18 protein-coding genes are annotated in these 20335 nt (G+C 62.3%); 1 reads left to right on the plus strand and 17 read right to left on the minus strand.

Features of this window, described 5'->3' with window-relative positions:
* Positions 1-220: 220 nt before the first annotated feature.
* The 10 genes from ftsA to ftsW form a co-directional block, all read right to left on the minus strand.
* Positions 221-1555 carry a cell division protein FtsA gene (gene ftsA, locus INS80_RS01200; protein ID WP_192963798.1) on the minus strand — a complete coding sequence of 445 codons (1335 nt, stop codon included), beginning with the start codon at positions 1553-1555 and terminating at the stop codon, positions 221-223.
* 1 nt (position 1556) lies between these two features.
* A complete protein-coding gene (locus INS80_RS01205) occupies positions 1557-2450 on the minus strand; it encodes a cell division protein FtsQ/DivIB (RefSeq protein ID WP_192963799.1) in 894 nt (297 codons plus the stop codon).
* Complete coding sequence (locus tag INS80_RS01210; RefSeq protein ID WP_439650953.1) at positions 2438-3316, minus strand: D-alanine--D-alanine ligase; 879 nt, start codon at positions 3314-3316, stop codon at positions 2438-2440. Before INS80_RS01210 ends, INS80_RS01205 begins: the two co-directional genes overlap by 13 nt.
* 364 nt (positions 3317-3680) lie before the next feature.
* Complete coding sequence (murB, locus tag INS80_RS01215; RefSeq protein WP_192963800.1) at positions 3681-4631, minus strand: UDP-N-acetylmuramate dehydrogenase; 951 nt, start codon at positions 4629-4631, stop codon at positions 3681-3683.
* On the minus strand, positions 4628-4852 hold the full coding sequence (locus tag INS80_RS01220; RefSeq protein ID WP_192963801.1) for a hypothetical protein: 225 nt from the start codon (positions 4850-4852) through the stop codon (positions 4628-4630). Before INS80_RS01220 ends, murB begins: the two co-directional genes overlap by 4 nt.
* Positions 4853-4932: 80 nt before the next feature.
* Positions 4933-5193 carry a DUF2484 family protein gene (locus tag INS80_RS01225; RefSeq protein ID WP_192963802.1) on the minus strand — a complete coding sequence of 87 codons (261 nt, stop codon included), beginning with the start codon at positions 5191-5193 and terminating at the stop codon, positions 4933-4935.
* The gene (locus INS80_RS01230; protein ID WP_192963803.1) at positions 5190-6389 is read right to left on the minus strand and encodes an APC family permease; all 1200 of its coding nucleotides are present in this window, start codon (positions 6387-6389) and stop codon (positions 5190-5192) included. Before INS80_RS01230 ends, INS80_RS01225 begins: the two co-directional genes overlap by 4 nt.
* Positions 6390-6410: 21 nt before the next feature.
* The gene (murC, locus tag INS80_RS01235) at positions 6411-7826 is read right to left on the minus strand and encodes a UDP-N-acetylmuramate--L-alanine ligase (RefSeq protein ID WP_192963804.1); all 1416 of its coding nucleotides are present in this window, start codon (positions 7824-7826) and stop codon (positions 6411-6413) included.
* A 4-nt stretch (positions 7827-7830) separates the two neighbouring features.
* Positions 7831-8925: a UDP-N-acetylglucosamine--N-acetylmuramyl-(pentapeptide) pyrophosphoryl-undecaprenol N-acetylglucosamine transferase gene (locus INS80_RS01240; RefSeq protein ID WP_192963805.1), complete on the minus strand. Its 1095-nt coding sequence runs from the start codon at positions 8923-8925 to the stop codon at positions 7831-7833.
* A 28-nt stretch (positions 8926-8953) separates the two neighbouring features.
* On the minus strand, positions 8954-10123 hold the full coding sequence (ftsW, locus tag INS80_RS01245) for a putative lipid II flippase FtsW (RefSeq protein ID WP_192963806.1): 1170 nt from the start codon (positions 10121-10123) through the stop codon (positions 8954-8956).
* Positions 10124-10300: 177 nt separating this feature from the next.
* Here ftsW and INS80_RS01250 point away from each other — a divergent pair, with 177 nt between their 5' ends.
* Positions 10301-11494: a BaiN/RdsA family NAD(P)/FAD-dependent oxidoreductase gene (locus INS80_RS01250; protein WP_192967140.1), complete on the plus strand. Its 1194-nt coding sequence runs from the start codon at positions 10301-10303 to the stop codon at positions 11492-11494.
* Positions 11495-11545: 51 nt separating this feature from the next.
* On the opposite strand, the gene murD is transcribed toward INS80_RS01250, so the two are convergent.
* The 7 genes from murD to rsmH all read right to left on the minus strand — a co-directional run bounded on the left by murD (position 11546) and on the right by rsmH (position 20332).
* Complete coding sequence (gene murD / locus INS80_RS01255; RefSeq protein ID WP_192963807.1) at positions 11546-12943, minus strand: UDP-N-acetylmuramoyl-L-alanine--D-glutamate ligase; 1398 nt, start codon at positions 12941-12943, stop codon at positions 11546-11548.
* Between the two features lie 220 nt (positions 12944-13163).
* On the minus strand, positions 13164-14246 hold the full coding sequence (mraY, locus tag INS80_RS01260) for a phospho-N-acetylmuramoyl-pentapeptide-transferase (protein ID WP_192963808.1): 1083 nt from the start codon (positions 14244-14246) through the stop codon (positions 13164-13166).
* 12 nt (positions 14247-14258) lie between these two features.
* The gene (locus tag INS80_RS01265) at positions 14259-15674 is read right to left on the minus strand and encodes a UDP-N-acetylmuramoyl-tripeptide--D-alanyl-D-alanine ligase (RefSeq protein WP_192967141.1); all 1416 of its coding nucleotides are present in this window, start codon (positions 15672-15674) and stop codon (positions 14259-14261) included.
* 2 nt (positions 15675-15676) lie between these two features.
* Positions 15677-17179: a UDP-N-acetylmuramoyl-L-alanyl-D-glutamate--2,6-diaminopimelate ligase gene (locus INS80_RS01270; protein ID WP_192963809.1), complete on the minus strand. Its 1503-nt coding sequence runs from the start codon at positions 17177-17179 to the stop codon at positions 15677-15679.
* Positions 17180-17199: 20 nt separating this feature from the next.
* Entirely contained in the window at positions 17200-18984 is a 1785-nt protein-coding gene (locus INS80_RS01275) for a peptidoglycan D,D-transpeptidase FtsI family protein (protein WP_192963810.1), read from the minus strand.
* Positions 18981-19343: a cell division protein FtsL gene (gene ftsL, locus INS80_RS01280; RefSeq protein ID WP_192963811.1), complete on the minus strand. Its 363-nt coding sequence runs from the start codon at positions 19341-19343 to the stop codon at positions 18981-18983. Before ftsL ends, INS80_RS01275 begins: the two co-directional genes overlap by 4 nt.
* Complete coding sequence (gene rsmH, locus INS80_RS01285) at positions 19340-20332, minus strand: 16S rRNA (cytosine(1402)-N(4))-methyltransferase RsmH (protein ID WP_192963812.1); 993 nt, start codon at positions 20330-20332, stop codon at positions 19340-19342. Before rsmH ends, ftsL begins: the two co-directional genes overlap by 4 nt.
* Positions 20333-20335 lie beyond the last annotated feature (3 nt).

A 20335-nucleotide genomic window follows, 5' to 3' on the forward strand; every position in this document is an offset into this window, starting at 1 on the left:
ACCGCTATACAAAAACCAGATCACTCCGGCGCCTTCGGGCCACCGGATCAGATCCTAAAGTATCGCGGTTTGGCCACTGCCCGGCCATATGACTCGTCGCTTTTCGCGTCCGTTAACAAGAATCTAACGTCTCTGCACCGCTCTGTCACGGGGGATAGGGGGCAGGTTTGCGGTTTTTTTGTCTCGACAGCCCCCGCCGGATCGCAACCCAATCCCGCGTTCACCAGTTGTCCTTGACCCACTTCAAAACCCGGCGAAGAGAATGGGCCGGATAGCGGTCCACGGGCATCTCGAAATCCCACCACTCGTCCTGCGGGTGCGCCGCAAAAAGGCTGAGTCCCACAGCCGAGGCGAACCCCGGTCCGGTTGCCGACTGCGGCAAGCCGTGAACCCGCAAGGGACGGCCAAGGCGCACCTGCTGACCCAGAATGCGGCTTGCCAGGGAGTCCAGCCCCATGATCTGGCTCGACCCACCGGTCAGAACGATCTGCTGGCTCGGCAGGCACTCAAAGCCAGCCGCATCCAGACGAACGCGCACCTCTTCGAGGATCTCCTCGACACGCGGGCGCATGATGCCAATCAGCTCGGCGCGGCTGACGGTACGGCGATCGTGTTCCCAGTCGCCGGTATCGCCGCCGATATCGATCATGTCGCGATCATCCGCGCCGGTGGCGTGGACCCCGCCGCAGAAGGTCTTGATCCTCTCAGCATTGGCCATTGGCACGCCTAGCCCCATGGAAATATCACTGGTGATGTGATCTCCGCCCATACGCACCGCATCGGCATAGATCATGTGCTTTTTCATAAAGATCGAAATTGAGGTCGAACCGCCCCCCATGTCGATGCAGGCAGCGCCAAGCTCCTGCTCGTCCTCGACCAGGGCAGCATACCCCGAGGCATAGGCCGACGAAGCAATCCCCGCCAGCTCCAGATCGCAGCGCTGGATGCAGCGCATCAGGTTTTGAACGGTCGATGAATCGACTGTCAGCATGTGCATGTCCACTGAAAGGGTCTGCCCCATCTGCCCGCGCGGGTCAGACAGGCCCGAGCGGTTATCAAGCGCAAAGTTCACCGGCTGCGCATGGATCACCTCACGACCGGCGCCGTAGTCCGGAACCTCGCAGGCGGCCAGAACGCGGGCGATCTCATTCTCCGAGACCTCATGTCCCTGCAGCTCCACCTTGGCATCGAGACCATAAGAGCGCGGGTTCGCTCCGGAAAAACAGGCGATCACGTGATCTACACGTACACCCGCCATTTTCTGGGCGCCCTGCACTGCGGTGCGAATGGCGCGCTCGGTTTCCTGCATGGCAGAGATTTCGCCGAACTGGACGCCACGGGACCGGGTTGTCGCCGCTCCGATGACCCGGAACCCCGACTGGCCCGCAAGCGAGCCAATCGATCCATCCTCGCTGAGCCCTCCTGCGCCGTCAAAGCGCAAAACGAGACAAGCGATTTTGGAACTGCCCACGTCCAGGATCGCGACCACTCCGCGCTGCAATGCCTGACGCCGCATCTGGCGCATGGCGCGCTGCGATTGATAAAGATCTGTCATCCTACAGCCCCCCGCCGTTCATTTCCCTGATCCGCCACCAGTCTTCTACCGCTGCCTGTGTCATACGCACCGTCGGACGTTCTGCAATGCGCATATCCACCACGGCCACATCCCGTTCAAGCAGATCCTTGACTTCGCTGACCACGATCACCCGCTCCAACGCCTGTGCCGGGTTCGCCTCGGGCAGCATGATACGTTGTCCTCGGTCGAGCACCACATCCCAGCGGCGATCACCCACGCGCACCAGCCCCCGCAGGCGCGCGCCAAGCGGCTTGGCTGCTGCAACAAGGCGCAGCGCCTCGGGCGCATTACGGTCGGCGCCCTTTCCGGCAATCAATGGCAGATCCGGATGCAGGCTGCGCCGCCCGAGTTCGGCCACGTGGGCGCCGGTTTCGTCAAGCAACGCCAGCCCATCACGACTGCGCCAGATAAGCGCTGGCTGACGTTCCTCCACGTCGATCTGAAGAATACCGCCCGGACGGATGCGGACGCTGGCGGTTTTGACAGGATCCAGGCCTTCAATCAGGTCACGGATCTGCTCAAGGTCAAGATCAAATGAGCTCACCGGGAAATCGAGCGGCACCACCTCACGAATATCGGCAGCAACGCTTGTCCCCGCGCCATCGATTGCCATGACGTTGACGCGGAACTCCGGGCGTTCCTCAATCGACGCACGGATGGAATGCACGGTGCCCCAGACCATGTCGCGGCGCCCTTCATCGGCCATAAAGCCCGCTGCGGCCACGCCGATCAGGCACAAGGGCAAACCGAAGCGCAAACCAAAGCGAATGCCGGGGGTCAGCATCCAGCGTTGAAGACGATACTTCAGTCGGGAGGGCGCCGGATCGGCCGCCGTGCCCTGCCCTTTGATCTTGCGACGGATCAGCGATCGCATGAGGCATCCTCCACCATCCAGGCACACATCTGGCCAAATGTCATTCCAACGACTGAGGCATGTTCGGGTGTGAGCGACGTCGGTGTCATCCCAGGCTGTGTGTTGGTTTCAAGCAGGATCAAGCCAGCCGCCCCCTTGCTGTCGTCCCAGCGAAAATCTGTGCGGCTTACGCCCTTGCAGCCCAGAACCTGATGAGCGCGCAGCGCGTAATCGAGACACTGGTCAAAGACTTCAGTCGGGATCCTGGCAGGCATTTCGTGACGGGAGCCGCCCGGCGTGTATTTGGCTTCATAATCATACCAGCCATCGGTTAGGATTTCGGTGACGCTCAGCGCCTTGTCGCCCATGACTGACACCGTCAATTCACGCCCCGGCACATAGGCCTCGACCATGACCTGATCCGGCATCTGATCGGAAAGCTGCGGCGGGCGATTGGCGGCCTCATGCACCAGGTAGATGCCGACGCTGGACCCTTCATTATGAGGTTTGACCACATAGGGCGGTGCCATCACGTGACGTTCCTGAACCTCGGTGCTTGCAAACAACCCGCTGTCAGCAACTGGCAGCCCGATCGAGCGGAACATCGCCTTGCTGCGTTCCTTGTCCATTGCGATGGCCGAAGCAAGAACGCCGGAATGGGTGTAAGGCAGGCGCATCCATTCCAAAATGCCCTGAACGCAGCCATCTTCACCCCACCGCCCATGCAGCGCATTGAAGACAACGTCAGGCTTTATCGCCTCAAGCCGGGCACACAGATCGCGCCCCGCATCCACCTCGACAACCTCAAAGCCTTCCCCCCTCAGCGCGGCGGCACATTCACGCCCGGAAGACAGGGACACCTCGCGCTCGGCCGAGGGGCCACCCATCAGTACCGCCACTTTCGGGAGTGTCCTGCTCGACAAACTCACCACAAGCGCCTCAATCCTATCGGGCTGTTCGCCCTTGTTTCTTGGGGCCATTGCGTGGCCCACGTCTTATTCTTGTCGGATCGCCCCCGCTACCCGCGGCGGAAACCCTGTTGTGTCATCTGAAGGCAATTGCGCCAGTCGACATGCGACAAATCACATACCGTAGGTCATCATACTGCCCAAAGAGTTACCGGGACCTTAACGTCCTCTTTACCATCCTTAATGGATGTCTCTTTCTAGCCCGAGTTTTGCACCGCGATCCAGCCAAATCAACGCTGATCTGTATAACTCGTGTCAATTGCGCATCGGTGCATCACCGAGGTCAGTCTTGCGCCGCTTCCGGCAGCGGATCGCCCACGCGCATGATCTCCCACTGGAGTGTGATGCCCGAGGCCTTTCGGACGGTTTCGCGCACTTTTTCGCCCAATCCTTCAAGATCGGCAGCCGTAGCATCGCCGGTATTGATCAGGAAGTTCGGATGCTTTTCGCTCATCTGCGCCCCGCCAAGCCGCGCGCCGCGCAGGCCCGCATCATCGATGACTTTCCAGGCCTTCAGATCATGCACATCCCCCGCCTGCCCGGTCGAGGAGTATCCCGCAGGGTTCCGAAAGGTGGAGCCTGCCGAGCGATCCTTAACTGGCTGGGTCTCGTCCCGTTTCCTCAGCTGCTCTTCCATACGAGCATGAAGCGCCTCGGGCGCGCCTTCCGGTGCCTTGAAAGTGGCAGAGACCAGAACGGCCCCTTCAGGAAACTTTGTCTGGCGATAAGCGAACTGCAGATCCTCGGCTTTCAACTCCTGCACCTCGCCCTCCCGTGTGACAACGGCGGCCGACTGGAACACATCCGCCGTGTATGAACCATAACAGCCCGCATTCATCCGCACGGCCCCGCCGATCGATCCTGGGATGGTGCGCAGGAAGGTCAGGTCCAGCCCCGCATCAGCCGCCTTGCGCGCCACATGGGCATCCAGCGCCGCAGCGCCAGCGGTGACGGTATCGCCCTCGATCTCGATCTGGTTGAAGCCGCGACCAAGGCGGACCACCACAGCCCGGATGCCACCGTCGCGCACGATGAGGTTCGAGCCGACCCCCATGGGAAAAACCTCCACCTCAGCAGGCAGAGCGCGCAAAAAGGCCTGAAGATCCGCAAGGTCAGCGGGCTGGAACAGCACATCGGCAGGTCCGCCCACACGCAGCCATGTCAGCTCCGACAGGCTGCGCCCCTCGGTCAGGCGTCCGCGCACTTCGGGGAGTTCGAAATTGGTCAGTGTCATAGTGTTTTCATCCAGCGTACGAGTGAACTGCCGACGAACCCGATGCAGAACGCTCCCAACATGGTCACGAAACTGATCCCCATGTAGACCAGAGCGAAGGCAAGCCCCATCCCCGATCCATCGTCGCCGTTTCCGTCTGCGAAACCCGGCACAATTCTCAGCTGATAGTCATAGTACGTCACTGCTGCGATGAACAGCCAGACCGCAGCGAAGACAATCAAGAAGAGCCTGACCTTCCCCAGCAAGCCTGCAATCAGACTCAATGCAGCAAGCAATCCAACGACGAATGAGGCCACTTCGTTCAGCGCCTCGATCCGAACGGGGCGCGCTTGCGAAGCCAGCGGCCCAGATAGATCACCGGGTAGCGCAATACGCTCATCCCCGCGATCAGCACCGCCAGCCCCCACCACGGACCATTCTCATAGGTCACATAGCCAAGGATCGGAATGCCCACGGCGATCAGCGCATAGGCGCGGCGCCAGTGGTTGTCGCGGCTCGGCAGCACTGCCAATAGGTTCGCAGCCAGCGCCCAAATGGCGGCGAGGGTCAGGGACAGGGTCACAACATGCCTCCCAGTGCTGTGATCAGGGCCATGGCCGACAGGATAAGGCCCACCACCGGCACCGCCATTGGCACCTCAAAGGGCGCGGCGGGCGCGCGGCGTTTCTGCAGGATCAGGGCGAGGTTCACCAGCACAAAGACCGAGAGCAGGACCGAGGACGTAACCTCCGCCAGACGCCCGACCGAAAAGAACAGGCCAGTCAGGATTACTGCGGCGCCCAGCACCAGCGTGGCCAGAACCGGCGTTCCGAACCTTGGGTGCGCATGACGGAAAAGGCCAAGCGCAGGCGTGCGCTTGCCCAGACCAAACAGCACGCGCGAGGCCATTACGATCTGCGCCAGTACCCCGTTGAGCGCGGCAAACACCGCGATATAGGACAGAAAATCAGCGTTTGAGCCGCGTGCCACTTGCCAGACCAGTGCCAGCGGGCTGGTGGACTGAGACAGCTCCGCAACCGGCACCGTGCGCACCGCCGCCCAGCAGACCAGCGCATAGATGATCGAGGTGATCGCCAGCGACAGAAGGATCGCCCGTGGCATGGTGCGGGTCGGCTCGGACACCTCCTCGGCCATGTTGACGATGTCCTCAAAGCCGATGAAGGCAAAGAAAGCCAGCACCGCCCCAAGGCCGACGCCCGCCCAGACCGGAATGCCCGGCAGCGCCATGGGCGCCGCCCAGTCTGCCGAAGGCTCCGCCGTACCGCCCGCCCAGATCACCAGCGCCAGGCCGATGATTTCGATGGCTGTGAAGACGGCCGCCAACGACAGGCTTTCAAGGACGCCGATCACCGCCACGGCAACAAGCGCGAGCCCCATCGCGATGATGGCCAATGAGCCATCCACGCCAGTGGCCGCCGTCAGATAGCCTGCCCCGCCACGCAGGACGGCTCCGGCCGAGACCGTCCCGGCAACGACAACCGCAAGCCCGACCAAGAGCGCCATGCCTTGGGAGGAAAACCCCTGCCCCACAAAGGCGGCCTCGCCTGCGGCTTCGGGCAGGCGGGTGGAAAACTCGGCATAGCTGAGCGCGGTGGGCGCTGCGATGAGACCGGCCAGAATGAAGGCAAGCGGCGCCCAGATCCCCGCATCGGCGACAACGGCCCCCACCAGAACATAGATCCCCGCCCCCACCATGACGCCAACGCCGTAGGCAGTCAGAAGACCCAATCCAATACGGCGTTTCAGCGGCTCTGCCATGGGACTATCCTTTGCGGGTCTCTACTGGCTTTGCTTCAGACGCTCTGGCAGACCGTTGGCCCAGGCGCTGATGGTGCCGGCGCCAAGACAGACAACCATATCACCGGGGCGGGCCTGTTCGCGCACCAGGCGCTCCAGATCGTCTTCGCTCAAGATGGCGCGGGCATGTCGGTGCCCGTGACGGATGAGGCCAGCCACCAGATCATCGCGGCTGGCGCCTTCGATGGGATCCTCGCCAGCGGCAAAGACCTCGGCAATGGCGACCACGTCGGCATCGTTGAAACAGGCGCAAAAATCGTCAAACAGGGACGACAAGCGCGAATAACGGTGTGGCTGGTGCACCGCTATGACACGGGCGTCGCTATCCGCCCCGATGGCTTGACGTGCGGCCTTCAGCACGGCCGCGATCTCGACCGGGTGGTGCCCGTAGTCGTCAATGATGGTGACGCCGTCCACCTCGCCCACCTTGGTGAAGCGGCGATTGACCCCGCCAAAGGCTGCAAGGGCAGCACGGATCTCGTCCCCCTTCATGCCCAGATGGCGGGCAACAGCCACCGCAGACAGGGCGTTCGAGACATTGTGATCGCCGGGCATCGGCAGGGTGCAGCCCTCGATCTTCTTACCCTCTGCCTGAAGCAGAATGTCGAAATGGGCCACGCCCGCCTTGTAGGTCAGGTTCACGGCCCGCACATCGGCCTGCGCGTTGAATCCATATGTGACGACGCGGCGGTCGGTGATGCGCCCGACCAGGGACTGAACCTCGGGGTGGTCGGTGCAGCAGACCGCAACACCGTAAAAGGGGATGTTGGAGACAAAGTTATAGAACCCGTCGCGCAAAGTGTCGAAGTCACCCCAATGCTCCATGTGCTCGGGGTCGATATTGGTCACGACGGCGATGGTCGCGGGCAGACGGTTGAAGGTGCCGTCGCTCTCATCCGCTTCGACCACCATCCATTCACCCTGCCCCATGCGCGCATTCGAACCATAGGCGTGAATGATGCCGCCGTTGACCACGGTCGGATCAAAGTTCCCGGCCACCATCAGTTCGGCCATCATCGTGGTGGTCGTCGTCTTGCCGTGGGTGCCGGCAATGGCGATGTTGGACTTGAGGCGCATCAGCTCTGCCAGCATCTCGGCCCGGCGCACGATGGGCAGGCCACGGCGGCGCGCCTCATCGAGTTCCGGATTGCCCGGCTTGATCGCGGAAGAAATCACCACGACCTCGGCATCCTCAAGGTTTTCGGCCCGCTGTCCTTCGAAGACAAGCGCCCCCAGACCTTCGAGCCGTTGGGTGATCTTGGAGGATTTGAGGTCCGAACCCTGCACCACATAGCCAAGGTTCAAAAGCACCTCGGCAATGCCCGACATACCTATGCCGCCGATGCCGACGAAATGGATCGGGCCGACGTCTCCGGGCAGTTTGGTGGCTGGTGTCATGTCTCTATTTTCCTTCTTCGGCCAGCTGCTCGACCAGGGCCACCAGGCGTGTGGTGGCATCGGGAACGCCAGTGCTGAGTGCTGCATTTGCCATCTGAGTGGCCGCCTTCGGGTTGCTCAGAACGGCCGTGATCTGCTCTGACAGGGCCGAAACGTCAAGGGCACTTTCCGGGATCAGGATCGCACCGCCCGCATCGACCAGTCCGCGCGCATTGGCGGTTTGATGATCGCCTGCCGCCGCTGCAAAGGGCACCAGTATCGACGGGCGCCCTATGACCGAAATATCGGCAACCGACGAAGCCCCCGAACGCGAGATCACCAGCTGTGCCTCGCTCATCCTAGCGGGCACGTCGTGAAAGAAGGGCTGAACGTCCGCATGTATGCCGTGCTCGGCGTAGAATGTTGCAACCCGTTCGCCGTCCTCGTCGCGCGCCTGATGCGACACACGCAGGTGCCGACGGATTTGTTCGGGCAAGGCCGCAATGGCGCCCGGCACCACATCGGAGAGGATGCGCGCGCCCTGGCTACCCCCCATCACCAGCAAAGACATCGGATAATCGCCGGGGGGTATATAGGCGGCCCCTGCGCGTTCCAGAACGGCGCCGCGCACCGGGTTGCCCACATGAAGGCCATTGGCCCCGTCCGGCAATTCGGTTGGCCAAACGCCGCAGGCCACATGGGCAACGCGCTTTGCAAAGAGTTGATTGACCCGGCCCAGAACTCCGTTCTGTTCATGGATCATGCGCGGCAGCCCCAGAAGCGTCGCCGCGGCCAGCGCTGGAATGGATGGATACCCGCCAAAGCCGACCACCACATCGGGCCGATCCTTGCGCATTTGCAGGGCCATGCTTGCGATGCCCCCGGCGATCTTTGGCCCGACCAGAGCTTTGGCCATCATGCCTCCGCGTGCAAAAGTCGCGGAAGACACTTGTGTGATCTGGACCGCCTCGGGAAAGGCTCCGGTATAACGGGCGCCGCGCGCATCTGTTGACAGCTTAACCCGCCAGCCCAGTTCCAGCATCGCCTCGGCCAGGGCCTGGGCAGGGAACATATGTCCTCCGGTGCCACCCGCAGCCATCAAGAGCAGTCTGTCCGTCATGTCACTTCGCCGCTTTGTTCCAGTCGCCTCAGCCGCGCCCGCGACCACGCAGGTAGTCCGCGATTTCGCCCTGCGGCCGCGACCGGGTAAAGGCCAATAGCATACCCATGGCAATGCCCGTGGCAATCAGGGAAGAACCACCATAGCTCACAAACGGCAAGGTCATGCCTTTGGCCGGCAGCAGGCGCACGGCCACGCCCATGTTGATCATCGCCTGCACGCCGAACATGCACACAAGACCGGTTCCGGCAAGGCGCACGAAAGTGTCACGCTCGCGCATCAGCCGGAACAGCGAACGCACCACAACGGTGGCGTAAAGCCCGATCAACACGACGACCATCACCAGACCGTACTCTTCAGCCGCTACCGCAACGATGAAATCGGTGTGTGCATCAGGCAGCGACCATTTTACCTGGCCCTCCCCCACACCGACGCCAAAAAGACCACCTTCACGGATCGCGTTGGTGGCATACCCAAGCTGCGTGGTGGGGTCCACGTCGGGGCTCAGAAAGCCATCAATGCGGCGCGCGAAGTGCTCGGAGTTGGAATAGGCAACCACACCGCCCATCACCACGACGGCTGCCATGCCAACCAAAAGAACCATCGGCGCGCCCGCAACAAAGTACATCACACCCCAACCAAAGAGCGTCAGCGATGCCTGGCCGAAATCCGGCTGCATCACCAGCATCAGAACGACGCTCACACACAGGCCAAAGGAGATCAGGGTTCCCGGGGGACCGTTGATCTGCTGGCTCGCAGCGATCATCCAGGCGGCGACAACGATGAAGCCAGGCTTCAGAAACTCTGAAGGCTGCAGCGAGGCAAAACCAAGCGAATACCAGCGCACTGCGCCCTTACCGAAATCGGTGCCAAAGATCGGCAACAGCGCCAATGCAACAAAGGCAAAAGCAAAACCGATGATCGCAAGGCGCCGCACAAGCGTCGGTGACATCATCGAAGTCAGAACCATGGCGATCAGGGCGACTCCGCCGAACACCGCCTGCCGTTGCACGTAGTGGAAGTTGCCAAAGCCATTGCGCTCGGCCAGCGGTACAGAGGCGGCAAGCCCCAGCAGCAGCCCAAGCACAAAAAGCATCAGGACCGAGGACATGGTCCACTTGTCCAACGTCCGCCACCATTTGGGAAGGATGGGTTCACCCGATTGTACGGGGACCGCACCATAGACCATTTCAGTCATGGAAACACCGCTACTGTTTGCCTCAAGATACGCCCCTTGTCGGGGTCTGTTCCAAAACAGTAACCCGAAAACGCCTCCCAGGCCAGCGCCATGATTCGCATCCGGCAGGATTTTGCGAGCCTGCAAGGTCAATGGCCAACCCTTGCGCCCTTCGCCGTTCCGTGGTCGATGCCTCTCATGCAGTTCAACACCGTGATTCTCGGCGCCGGCGCGGCCGGTATGATGTGCGCAGCCCACGCGGGCGGCGATACCCTTGTGGTGGACCATGCCAAGGCACCGGGGGAAAAGATCCGCATCTCTGGTGGCGGGCGCTGCAACTTCACCAATCTGTACGCCGAGCCAGCGAACTACCTGTCCGGCAACCCCCATTTCTGCAAATCGGCGATGGCCCGCTACACCCAATGGGATTTTATTTCGCTGGTGGATCGCCACGGCATCGCCTGGCATGAAAAGACCCTTGGCCAGTTGTTCTGCAATGGCTCGGCCAAGCAGATCGTCGCCATGCTGGTGGAAGAACTGAAGGCCGCCGGTGCCGATCTTTGGCTACATAGTGAAATTGAGAGCGTGAGCCATGCAGGTGACACCTTCACCCTGTCGCTGCGCAAAGACGGTAAGCCCCAGACCGTCACCTGCCGCAATCTGGTCCTCGCAACGGGCGGTAAGTCGATCCCCAAGATGGGCGCTACAGGTCTTGCCTATGACCTTGCCCGCCAATTTGGACTACCTGTCACCGAGACCCGGCCTGCGCTTGTGCCCTTCACCTTTCCCGAGGGGCGCTTTTCATCGCTTGCGGGGGTGTCGCTGCCCGCGCGCCTTTCAAATGCGCGCACCAGCTTTGACGAGGCGCTCCTGTTCACGCATCGGGGTCTTTCAGGACCCGCAGTGTTGCAGCTCTCCTCCTACTGGCGTGAAGGAGAGGAGATCGCGGCAAACCTTGCACCGCAGATTGATCTCTTTTCACTGCTGCGCGCTCAGCGGCATACGGCAGGAAAACGCGCGATCGCAACCGAACTCTCCCGCCATCTGCCCGCGCGACTGGTGGACCACCTGAAAGAAACTCTGGCGCCCACCTACGACCTTTCGGCACGACTTGCCGATCAATCAGACACGGCGCTGCAGGCGCTCTGCAATCAACTGACGGACTGGCACCTGACGCCGGGCGGCACCGAAGGCTATCGCACAGCCGAGGTCACTTTGGGCGGTATCGACACCGATGCGCTCTCCTCCAAAACCATGGAGGCCAAATCCCGCCCCTGCCTTTACGCCATTGGCGAAGCCGTGGATGTCACCGGCTGGCTGGGTGGATACAACTTCCAGTGGGCCTGGGCCTCGGGCCATGCGGCAGGCACTGCCATCGCGACCAAACGCTGAGCCGTACCGCTCCCCGGAATTTCCGCTTAGGTGAACCCGACCCCCATTGCCCTAGCCGAGTTTCTTTCGGACCTCGGCGATGAAATCCTCGCCGCGCTGCTCGAAATTGTCGTATTGGTCGAAACTGGCCGCCGCAGGGGCCAGAAGGACAGTGTCGCCCTGCTCGGCCTCTTCCATCGCCCGCGCAACCGCTTCCGCCATCGTTGTACAGACCTCGGCTTCGACCTCCAGCCGCATCGCAAAAGCGGCAGCCTCCCGGCCAATCACATAGGCCTTGCGCACGGCGCCCGCCTGTCCTTTCAACGCATCAAGACCGCCGTCTTTTTCAAGCCCGCCGCAAATCCAGCGGATGTTCTTGAAGGCCCCAAGCGCCTTCAGAGCGCTGTCGACATTTGTCGCCTTGCTATCGTTGACGTAGCGCACCCCGCCCGCCTCGGCGATGGTCTGACTGCGGTGCGGCAGACCCGGATAACTCGCCAGCCCCGCCTCGATCACGCGCGGGGCCAGACCCAACGCACGCGCCGCCGCATAGGCCGCGCAGGCGTTCTGGTGGTTATGCGCGCCCGGCAGGCCCTGCATGGGGCGCAGATCGATCGAGGCCACCTGTCGCCCCTTGCGGTACTCGCTGAGGAACCCCTTGCGGGCAAAGACCTGCCAACCCGGCCCGGTGAGTTTTTGCGCCGCCGAGATGCGGATCACCCGGTCATCGCTTGCAGCCTCCGATAGCTGCCCCGCCAGAAACAGCCCCTCTTCCTCATCGATGCCGATTATGGCACGATCCGGCCCGCCTTCAGAGAACAGCCGCCGCTTGGCTGCGAAATAGCCGCCCATACCGCCGTGCCTGTCCAGATGGTCGGGGCTGAGGTTGGTAAAGACCGCAATATCCGGTGTCAGGGCACGCGCAAGTTCGGTCTGGTAGCTCGACAGTTCCAAAACGACGACGCCGCCATTGCCGGGTGGGTCGATATCCAGCACCCCGCGCCCGATATTGCCCGCCATCTGGCTGTCGCGACCCGCTTCCTCGAGGATATGATGCAACAGGGCCACCGTGGTGGACTTCCCGTTCGATCCGGTGATTGCCACCACTTTGGGAGGCTGATCGAACTCGTCCCACTCTCCCGTTGCAACGGATCGGAAGAACAGCCCTATATCGTTGTCCACCGGCACCCCCGCCAGAAGGGCCGCCCGCACCACCGGATTGGGTTTGGGATAAAGATGCGGAATGCCGGGCGAGACGATCAGCGTCGCAACCTCATCAAAAGCGCCGACGCGGCCCAGATCGGCGCAGGAAAATCCCTCCGCCTCGGCCCGCTCCCGAGCGCCCGGATTGTCATCCCAGCACAGCGGGACTGCGCCGCCCTCTTTCAGAGCCCGTGCCGCAGCAAGCCCCGACCGTCCAAGCCCCAGAACGGCAACCTTCGTCCCTTCAAACCCGCGTACAGGGATCATGCCCAGCCTCATTCTTGGATCAAATTTCGGCGCAGAGTGCACCGGCGAAAACGGCTTTGCAAGACGTCATGGAAGGCGCCGACACGCGCCACATGGCGCGTGCCACGCCCAACCCCTGGCAGACGGGCCTTGCCCGGCGAAGGGGGCGGGAGCGCAGGCCGCTGCAACGAAAAAGGAGGCCGCGGCCCCCTTCCCCGAACACCTGAATTGTCACGCAAACCTAGCGCACTTTCAGCGTCGCAAGACCGATCATCGCGAGGATCAGAGATATGATCCAGAACCGGATCACGATGGTCGGCTCTGCCCAGCCCTTCTTCTCGTAATGGTGATGGATCGGCGCCATCAGGAAGACACGCTTTCCGGTGCGCTTGAAATAGAGCACCTGGATGATGACGCTCAGCGCCTCAACGACAAATAGCCCGCCCACGATGGCCAGAACCAGCTCGTGCTTGGTGGCAACCGCAATGGCGCCCAACGCCCCGCCGAGGGCCAGCGAACCGGTATCGCCCATAAACACAGCAGCGGGCGGCGCATTGTACCACAGGAACCCGAGACCTGCGCCAAATAGGGCTGCGGCGAAGATCAGGATCTCGCCCGTTCCAGGCACATAGTGCACGTCCAGGTATTCCGTGAAATCGACCCGGCCCACAGCATAGGCAATCACGCCCAGCGTACCACCGGCGATCATCACAGGCATGATGGCAAGGCCATCCAGCCCGTCGGTCAGGTTCACAGCATTGGCCGCTCCCACGATCACGCAGATCGAGAACGGCACGTAGAACAGGCCGAGATTTATCAGGGTGTCCTTGAACACCGGCAGCGCCAGCTGGTTCTGCAGCTCCACCGGGTGATAGGCCGCCGCCCACAGGGCCGCAATAATGGCAATCAGAATGCCAAGCCCCAGCCGCACCTTTCCCGGCACACCGGCGGTGTTTTGCTTCGAGACCTTGGCGTAGTCATCGGCAAAGCCAATGAGTGCAAAAGACAGTGTCACAAACAGGACCAGCCATACAAAAGCGTTGTCCCAGCGCGCCCACAAAAGGGTCGAGGTGATCAGTGCCCCCACGATCAGCAAGCCGCCCATGGTCGGCGTGCCGGCCTTCGACAGATGCGCCTCGGGGCCGTCATCCCGGATCGGCTGCCCCTTGCCCTGCCGCTTGCGCAGCACATTTATCAGGGGCCGCCCAAACAGAAAGCCGAAGACCAGCGCCGTCATAAAGGCGCCGCCCGCGCGGAAGGTGATATAGCGGAAGAGGTTGTAGAAATCACCGCCATCCGACAGCGCCGTCAGCCAATAGAGCATGTCAGCCGGTCCTCACTTGGTTACATCGGTATCAGAGTTCTGGCTGCCATGACCCAATTCGCGGATGCCGTCAACGATGGATGCCAGTTTCATGCTGAGCGAGCCCTTGACCAGCACGATATCACCCGCCCGGATCTGCCCTGCCAGATCTGCCAGACCATTTCCGCTGACCTCTTGCCAGCTGCCGCGTTTGCTCTCGGGTAGTGCATCGAACAGATGACGCATCAAGGGTCCAATGCAATGGAGCTGGTCGACGCTTTCCAGCGCCGGGTGCTCGGCCAGAGCGCGGTGCAACTCTGCCTCCTGCGGGCCAAGTTCTTTCATGTCGCCCAAATAAGCGATGCGGCGCCCACCAGCGCCGACCGGTGTCGCCGCCAGCACATCCAGCGCCGCTTTCACCGAGGTCGGGTTGGCGTTGTAGCTGTCATCCAGAAGTAGAACCTGCCCTTCTGGGAGCGCCACCTCTTCACGTGCGCCGCGCCCTGTGACCGGCGACCACAGTGCAAGACTGGAAATCGCCATATCCAGATCCGCGCCAAGCTCTTTTACGCACAGGAGAGCACCCAGCGCATTCATCGCGAAATGCGCCCCCAGCGACTGAATGTGCAACTCTGCTGGATCGCCAAGGAGGTTCGCCCTCGCTACGGTCTCTTCACCGCTCAGGCGCACGTCCAACAGGCGCGCATCCGCGCCATCTCGGCCAAACCAGCGCGTCTTTGCGCCTACACTCTCGGCAGTCTCTTTCAGGATCGGCGCTTCGGCGATATCCGCGTTGAGAACCGCCACCCCGCCCGGCTCGAGCCCTTCCAGGATCGAGGCCTTCTCGCGCGCGATCCCGGCAACATTCTCAAACGCCTCCAAATGCACTGCGGCAACGGTGGTCACCATGGCCACATGCGGGCGGGCCTGACGGGCCAGCGGCGCGATTTCTCCGGGGTGGTTCATGCCGATCTCGATCACGGCAAACTCCGACTCCCGCGGCATCCGTGCAAGGGTCAGCGGCACGCCCCAATGATTGTTGTAACTGGCTACGGCGGCATGGGTGCGGCCCTGATCGGACAGAATGCGCGCCAGCATTTCCTTGGTCGAGGTTTTCCCGACGGACCCGGTCACAGCCACCACACGCGCATCGGTGCGGGCGCGGGCGGCGCGGCCCAAGGCCTCCAGCCCCGTCTGCACATCCTCCACCAGCAAAATAGGCGCCCCCTCGGGCACACCTTCGGGAATGCGTGAGACAAGCGCAGCGCCCGCCCCGGCCTCCAGCGCTTGGGCCACAAAATCATGCCCATCCCGCACGGCCTTGAGGGCCAAAAACAGATCGCCTTTACGCAGGGTGCGGGTGTCGATGGATACGCCGGTGACGCTCCATTCGCCAAAGACCTGTCCGCCAGTGGCGGCAGCAGCTTCGGCAGCGGTCCAAAGGGGCATAGTCATACTGTTTTCCCGTCCAGCGCCGCGACAGCCATGCTGGCCTGCTCCACATCGTCAAAGGGCAGGACATCGCTACCCACAACCTGACCGGTCTCGTGCCCTTTGCCGCAAACCAGAAGCGCATCACCCGGCTCGAGCGCGGCGACGCCACGCAGGATCGCCTCGGCGCGGTCGCCGACTTCCAGCGCGTCCGGCGCCCCGCCTTTGACGGCAGCGCGGATCACGGCAGGGTCTTCGCTGCGTGGGTTATCATCGGTCACAATCACCATATCCGCATTGTCATGCGCTGCCTTGCCCATAAGCGGGCGTTTACCCGTATCCCGATCGCCCCCGGCGCCAACGATGGCAATCAGGCGCCCCAGCACATGCGGACGCAGCGCCTTGATCGCGGTCGAGACAGCATCGGGCGTGTGGGCATAATCGACAAAGACCGAGGCCCCATTGTCGCGGGTTGCCGCCAGTTGCATCCGCCCGCGCACGGTCGTGAGTTCACCCAGGGTCTCGAACACCCGCTCCGGCTCTTCACCGCTGGCGATGACCAGACCGCAGGCCATCAGAACATTCTCTGCCTGAAACCCGCCAATGAGATTGAGCCGCGCCATGAAGGGCCTATCATGCCAGGAAAACCGGATGTCCTGCCCGGTGCCATCATAGCGCTGCCCAACGAGGGAGAGATCGCCAAGACCGCGCCCTATGGTGATCACCTCCTGCCCGCGGGCCGCCGCGATGGCGCGCATCTCCGCCCCGCGCGGATCGTCCATGTTGATGACTGCAACACCTTCTTCGGGCAGCACCCGGCGGAAGAGCCCTGCCTTGGCGGCAAAATACTCTTCGAATGTGTGGTGATAATCCAGATGATCCTGGCTGAGATTGGTAAAGCCTGCCGCCGCCAGCTCCACACCATCAAGGCGCCGCTGATCGAGCCCGTGAGAGGAGGCTTCCATCGCTGCATGCGTAACCCCGGCAGAGGCCGCAGCCGCCAGTGCGCGATGCAGGGTGATCGGCTCGGGCGTCGTATGGGCCAGCGGATAGCTCCAACCGCCTTCAACGCCTGTCGTGCCTAAGTTCACCGCCTCGTATCCCATCGCCATCCAAATCTGGCGCACGAAGGTCGAGACCGAAGTCTTACCATTGGTGCCGGTAACCGCGACCATTGTCTGCGGCTGAGCGCCGAACCAGAGCGCGGCAGTGAAGGCGAGCACCTGCCGGGGATCCTCGACCACGATCAGCGCGGCATGGCTCTCGGCCAACGCGCCGGTGGAAAGTTCCGCTCCGGCGGCATCGGTCAGGATAGCAGCGGCCCCCTCGGCCAACGCGGCCGGAATGAAATTGGCGCCATGCACGGTGCTACCAGGCAAGGCTACAAACAAGGCACCTTCCCCCACCTTGCGGCTGTCCACCACAAGGTCCGAGATCAGCGGGTCCGCGCCGCCGCGAGCCGTGAGACCAAGCTGGCTCAGACGCCGCGGCGCCGGTTTATCCTGTTCAGAAGTGCGACTCATCCGGGCACCCTCGCCAATCGTCAGTTTGAGGTGAGGGTTATATCAGTCAGTTGAGGAGGTTCAACTTGCGGCCTGAGGCCCAGAAGCGGCGCGATGCGTTTCACCATTTCAGCTGCAACAGGTGTCGCCGTCCAGCCAGCGGTGCGGCGCTCTTCGCCATGGGCAATGACGGAAGGCTCATCAAGGGTTACGACCAGAACATACCTCGGGTTGCTGGACGGGAAGATCGAGGCGAAGGTGGCGATCACCTTGTCTTCGTAATAGCCACCCCGCGGTTTGGGCTTGTCAGCCGTGCCGGTCTTGCCGCCCACCTGATAGCCCGGAACACGGGCAAAGCTGGCGGTGCCTTCGGTGACCACACGGCGCAGCATGGTGCGCGCGGCATTAGCCGCTTCGGCCGACATCACCCGCGCGCCGCGCCGGGGACCGTTCTGCTTCAGAATGGTCGGGTTGACACGATAGCCGCCATTGGCGATCGCCGCATAACCCGCGGCCAGATGCATAGCCGTGGTGGAAATGCCGTGGCCGTAGGAAATCGTCATGGCCGACAGCTCCGACCAGTTCTTTGGTGTCAGCGGCTGACCGCCGCTTGCTTCGACAATCTCGATCGGGGTTGGCTCCAGCATGCCAAGTTCGTTCAAAAAGCTTCTTTGACGGTCCGCACCGATCTGCTGTGCAAGGCGCGCCGTTCCGATGTTGGACGACTTCTCGATGATCTCGCTGACCGTCATGGAGTTCCCGTAGTGACGAAAATCGCGGATCGTGAATTTGCCCCAGCGCAAAGGCCCACGAGTATCTATCACGGTATCCGAAGACACCAGCCCCAGATCGATCGCCTGAGCGGCGGTGAAGATCTTGAACGTGGACCCAAGCTCATAAACACCCTGGACCGCCCGGTTGAACAGTGGGCTGACGGACGGGTCAAACCCGGATGTTGGCGGGCGCGGGCGATCATTCGGGTCAAAATCTGGCAGCGAGACAACTGAAATCACCTCGCCGGTGTGCACATCCAGTAGGATGGAGGTCGCCCCCTTGGCATTCATCAGCTTCATGCCGCCATCCAGCACCCGCTCGGCCGCAGCCTGCACAGTCAGATCAAGAGAAAGCTGAAGCGGCCTGTCGCCATTGGACGGATCACGCAGGTAGTCGTCAAACTCCTTCTCGACACCGGCCACGCCGATCACCTCGGCGGCAGAGACGCCCTCTTTGCCAAAGCCAGCGCCGCCCAGGATGTGAGCCGCAACGCTGCCGTTAGGGTAAAGGCGCATCTCGCGCGGGCCAAACAGCAGGCCGGGATCGCCGATATCATGCACCGCCTGCTTTTGCTCGGGGCTGATTTTCTTTTTGATCCACAAGAACTTGCGCTTGCCCGTAAATTTCTCGATCAGCTCATCGCGATCAAGATCCGGGAAGATCTCTGCCAGACGCGTGGCGGCGCCTTCGGGGTCGATCATCTGCCGGGGTTGCGCGTAAAGGGAATGCGTTTCGAAATTGGTCGCCAGGATCCGACCCTGCCGGTCCACGATATCGGCGCGCTGCGCGGCAATGACGCTGCCCGCCACGCTAGCGACAGGCTCGCTCGGCTCGGACGTGGCCAGAACGCCCATGCGCCCTGCAACCGCCACATAGGCGCAAACGAAAAAGACCCCAAGTACCAAAAGGCGCCCCTCGGCGCGCTGGCGGGCCTTGGCCTGCATATCCTCGTGACGCAGACGGATGTTTTCCTTTTCGATGACATCGGGATTCTGCCCTTTGGCACGGGCATTCAGGATACGGGCCAGGGGGCGCAAAGGCGTGCGGATCATGGCTGATCCTCCCCGCCGGAGGTCGCATTCAGCCCCGAAACATCAATACCGCCAGTGATCGCAAGCGCGGGAATGGGGGGATAGGCCACCTCATCGACTCGGCCAAACTGATCGGGGCGCAGGGGCAAGAGGCCAAGCCTGTCAAAGTTCAGCTCCGCCAGACCGATCAAACGGTCGGGGCGGTTTAGATAGGCCCATTCGGCCTTCAGCACGCCAAGGCGCACCTGAGCCGCGCCAATGTCACGCTGCAACTGGCGCGTTTCCTTGAGTACCTGCTGCGTGGCGTAATTCTCGCGGTAAGCCCAGAAGGCAAGACCAAAGACCGCCAAAGCGGTGACGGCATATAAGAGCGACTTCATCTGCGCGCCTCCTTCAACTGTGGCATGCCCAGCTCACGGGCGGAGATGGGCTGTGGCGGCGCATCAGTGCGCCGACCTACCCGCAAACGGGCCGAGCGGGAGCGCGGGTTCTCCGCAAGCTCCTGATCGTCAGGGCCAATGGCCTTGCGGGTGACGATTTCGAACTGCGCGGGCGTTTCTTCGATCTCGGGCGCGTAGCGATTGGCGCGCCCGGTCTTGCCCGCACGGTGCTGAAAGAAACGTTTGACCATGCGGTCCTCGACCGAATGGAAGGTCACAACCGCCAGAAGGCCACCGGGTTTGAGCGCGCGCTCCGCGGCGAGCAGCCCTTCGAACAGCTCATCGTACTCGGCATTCACCGCAATGCGCAGCGCCTGAAAGCTGCGCGTCGCAGGATGGGACTGGCCCGGCTTGGGGCGCGGCAGACAGGATTCGATAATCGCGGCCAGTTGCAGAGTGGTTGTGATCGGCTCCAGCGCGCGGGCCTTGACGATAGCGCGAGCAATGCGGCGGCTGGCGCGCTCTTCGCCATAGTGGAACAGGATGTCGGCCAGCTCTTCTTCGCCAAGCTCCGCCACCAGATCCGCCGCCGAAGGCCCCTCCTGCGACATGCGCATATCAAGGGGGCCATCCTTCATGAAGGAAAAACCGCGCTCGGCAAGATCGAGCTGCATGGACGAGACGCCAAGATCCAGCACGACGCCATCCAGATCCTGCGCATATTCGTCCATGCGGGAAAAAACGCCCTGCTGCTGCACCAGCCGGTCGCCGTAGTCTCCGGCCCAGGCGCTGGCCATCTCAAAGGCCAGCGGATCGCGATCCACCGCAATTACCTGATCCGCGCCTGCATCAAGCAGCGCGCGCGTGTAGCCGCCCGCGCCAAAGGTGCCATCAAGCCACCGCCCTGATACCGGAGCAACAGCCTTGAGCAATGGACGCAGCAATACGGGAATGTGAGGACCGGAGGAAACGGATTGGCCCGAAGTCATGCC

The sequence above is a fragment of the Phycobacter azelaicus genome (genome assembly GCF_014884385.1).
GTDB classification, from domain to species: Bacteria; Pseudomonadota; Alphaproteobacteria; order Rhodobacterales; family Rhodobacteraceae; genus Phycobacter; species Phycobacter azelaicus.

Excerpts from the sequence above, each read along its gene's own strand:
- rsmH (WP_192963812.1), bottom strand. The coding sequence starts at position 20,332 with ATGACTTCGGGCCAATCCGTTTCCTCCGGTCCTCACATTCCCGTATTG.
- murB (WP_192963800.1), bottom strand. The coding sequence starts at position 4,631 with ATGACACTGACCAATTTCGAACTCCCCGAAGTGCGCGGACGCCTGACC.
- INS80_RS01250 (WP_192967140.1), top strand. The coding sequence starts at position 10,301 with ATGCAGTTCAACACCGTGATTCTCGGCGCCGGCGCGGCCGGTATGATG.
- INS80_RS01210 (WP_439650953.1), bottom strand. The coding sequence starts at position 3,316 with ATGGGTGGCCCCTCGGCCGAGCGCGAGGTGTCCCTGTCTTCCGGGCGT.
- INS80_RS01240 (WP_192963805.1), bottom strand. The coding sequence starts at position 8,925 with ATGACGGACAGACTGCTCTTGATGGCTGCGGGTGGCACCGGAGGACAT.
- INS80_RS01205 (WP_192963799.1), bottom strand. The coding sequence starts at position 2,450 with ATGCGATCGCTGATCCGTCGCAAGATCAAAGGGCAGGGCACGGCGGCC.
- ftsW (WP_192963806.1), bottom strand. The coding sequence starts at position 10,123 with ATGACTGAAATGGTCTATGGTGCGGTCCCCGTACAATCGGGTGAACCC.
- mraY (WP_192963808.1), bottom strand. The coding sequence starts at position 14,246 with ATGCTCTATTGGCTGACGGCGCTGTCGGATGGCGGTGATTTCTACAAC.
- ftsL (WP_192963811.1), bottom strand. The coding sequence starts at position 19,343 with ATGAAGTCGCTCTTATATGCCGTCACCGCTTTGGCGGTCTTTGGTCTT.
- INS80_RS01230 (WP_192963803.1), bottom strand. The coding sequence starts at position 6,389 with ATGGCAGAGCCGCTGAAACGCCGTATTGGATTGGGTCTTCTGACTGCC.
- INS80_RS01270 (WP_192963809.1), bottom strand. The coding sequence starts at position 17,179 with ATGAGTCGCACTTCTGAACAGGATAAACCGGCGCCGCGGCGTCTGAGC.
- murC (WP_192963804.1), bottom strand. The coding sequence starts at position 7,826 with ATGACACCAGCCACCAAACTGCCCGGAGACGTCGGCCCGATCCATTTC.
- ftsA (WP_192963798.1), bottom strand. The coding sequence starts at position 1,555 with ATGACAGATCTTTATCAATCGCAGCGCGCCATGCGCCAGATGCGGCGT.
- murD (WP_192963807.1), bottom strand. The coding sequence starts at position 12,943 with ATGATCCCTGTACGCGGGTTTGAAGGGACGAAGGTTGCCGTTCTGGGG.
- INS80_RS01275 (WP_192963810.1), bottom strand. The coding sequence starts at position 18,984 with ATGATCCGCACGCCTTTGCGCCCCCTGGCCCGTATCCTGAATGCCCGT.
- INS80_RS01265 (WP_192967141.1), bottom strand. The coding sequence starts at position 15,674 with ATGCCCCTTTGGACCGCTGCCGAAGCTGCTGCCGCCACTGGCGGACAG.